This window comes from Dietzia massiliensis, assembly GCF_018390595.1.
In the GTDB taxonomy this organism is placed as follows: Bacteria; Actinomycetota; Actinomycetes; order Mycobacteriales; family Mycobacteriaceae; genus Dietzia; species Dietzia massiliensis.
On the sequence record NZ_JAHBAV010000125.1, the window covers coordinates 1 to 1,469 of the forward strand.

2 protein-coding genes are annotated in these 1,469 nt (G+C 66.0%); one reads left to right on the plus strand and one right to left on the minus strand.

Features of this window, described 5'->3' with window-relative positions:
• Window positions 1–157: 157 nt before the first annotated feature.
• Window positions 158–742: an ElyC/SanA/YdcF family protein gene (locus KHA85_RS16425; RefSeq protein WP_308936982.1), complete on the minus strand. Its 585-nt coding sequence runs from the start codon at window positions 740–742 to the stop codon at window positions 158–160.
• Window positions 743–1,039: 297 nt separating this feature from the next.
• On the opposite strand from KHA85_RS16425, the gene KHA85_RS18165 reads away from it, so the two are divergent.
• A complete protein-coding gene (locus KHA85_RS18165) occupies window positions 1,040–1,360 on the plus strand; it encodes a Ku protein (RefSeq protein ID WP_236885835.1) in 321 nt (106 codons plus the stop codon).
• The last annotated feature ends 109 nt before the right edge of the window (window positions 1,361–1,469 follow it).

Sequence of the window (1,469 nt, forward strand, 5' to 3'; positions counted from 1 at the left end):
CGAACCGGTAGCCGATGGTCGAGCCGCCGAGATGCGGGATGTCGATGGTCTGGGTGCTCATGGCGATCCTTAGGGAGGGGAACTGAGAGGTTCTCCGACCATAGGCCGGTCGTCGTCTGTCGAGGCTGCGAATCGGTAGGCTCGCCCGCCGCTCGGATCAACAGGCCGGCTTGAGGAATGCCTTGACGTAGCCGCCGGTCTCGTGGAGAAGGGCGTAGCGCCGCGAGATCGAGGTGGGCTGGGGAGTGTCGGTCACGTAGACGGGTCCGTCGAAGCACTGCTCGAAGTACATCCGCACTCGCGACACGTGACCCCAGTAGGTCACCACCAGCAGTGAGCTGTACCCGCGCTCGCGGGCGATGCGGGTGGCGGCGGTGGTCTCACCCTCGGTGGTGTCCACGTCGGGGGCAAAGCACTCGACGTCGGTTTGTCGTCCATCGCGGGCGACCACCGGGGTGGAGGCGCAGTAGGCGTCGATTGCGGCGGCGTAGCGACCGGTGCCGCTGGGCGGCTGCGAGACGAGGATGTGGTCGGCCACGCCCTCTTCGGCGAGGCTGCGGGCGTAGACGTAGCGGTCGTCGTTGGAGCCTGCCACCACCACGATCGCATCGACCCGCTCCGGTGAGTCTACCTGCGGAAACAGCACGGCCCGCGCCGCGGTCAGCCCAGTGACCAGCAGCCCTACTACCAGGACAAGGGCGAGCACCACGATGCTGCGGCGGCGTCGGGAGCGTGGTCTCACGGATACAGGCTACGGAGCCCTTCCGAACCGGAGGGTCCTGGCGTCCGGCTGCCCCGAGCCTCCGTCTGTCGCATACTCGTCTCAGGCGATCCGTTTGGAACGGCGAGGTCTCCTTTGGTCTGGTGAATGTGCCGTTTCTCAAGGTGTATTCGGCAACGGAGGACCACGATCTACACGCTCGGCAGGCCGACAAGTAGGACGGCGTGCGCATCCGCTACAAGAAGCGTGCGCGACCACAACGGCGAGAAAGTCGAATTCGCCGACATCGCCAAGGCGTACTAGTCGGGGGACGGCGAGATGGTCATCCTCACCAAGGAGGACCTGGCGAGCCTGCCGGTGGAGCAGTCCCACGAGATCGAGGTCATCGAGTTCGTCCCGGCCGACCAGGTGGGTCCGGTCGCCTTTGACAGCGCCTACTTCCTGGAGCCGGCGTCGCGCTCGAACCGGGCGTACGTGTTGATGCGGGAGGCGCTGGAGCCCACGGACCGGTTGGCGATCTGCACGTTCACGCTGCGCAACCGCACTCGGCTGTGCGCGATGCGGGTGTACAAGGACATCCTCATGCTGCAGACGTCGCTGTGGCCGGACGAGATCCGCCCGGCATCTTGGAGGGCCTAGACAAGGAGGCGAAGGTCCGGCCGCAGGAGGTAAGACGGCGGCCTCGCTCATTGATGGCAGATAGGGCTTGTCGGTACTGCTGGTCCGGCGAGTTGGTACCGCCATTCCG

Excerpts from the sequence above, each read along its gene's own strand:
- KHA85_RS18165 (WP_236885835.1), top strand. The coding sequence starts at position 1,040 with ATGGTCATCCTCACCAAGGAGGACCTGGCGAGCCTGCCGGTGGAGCAG.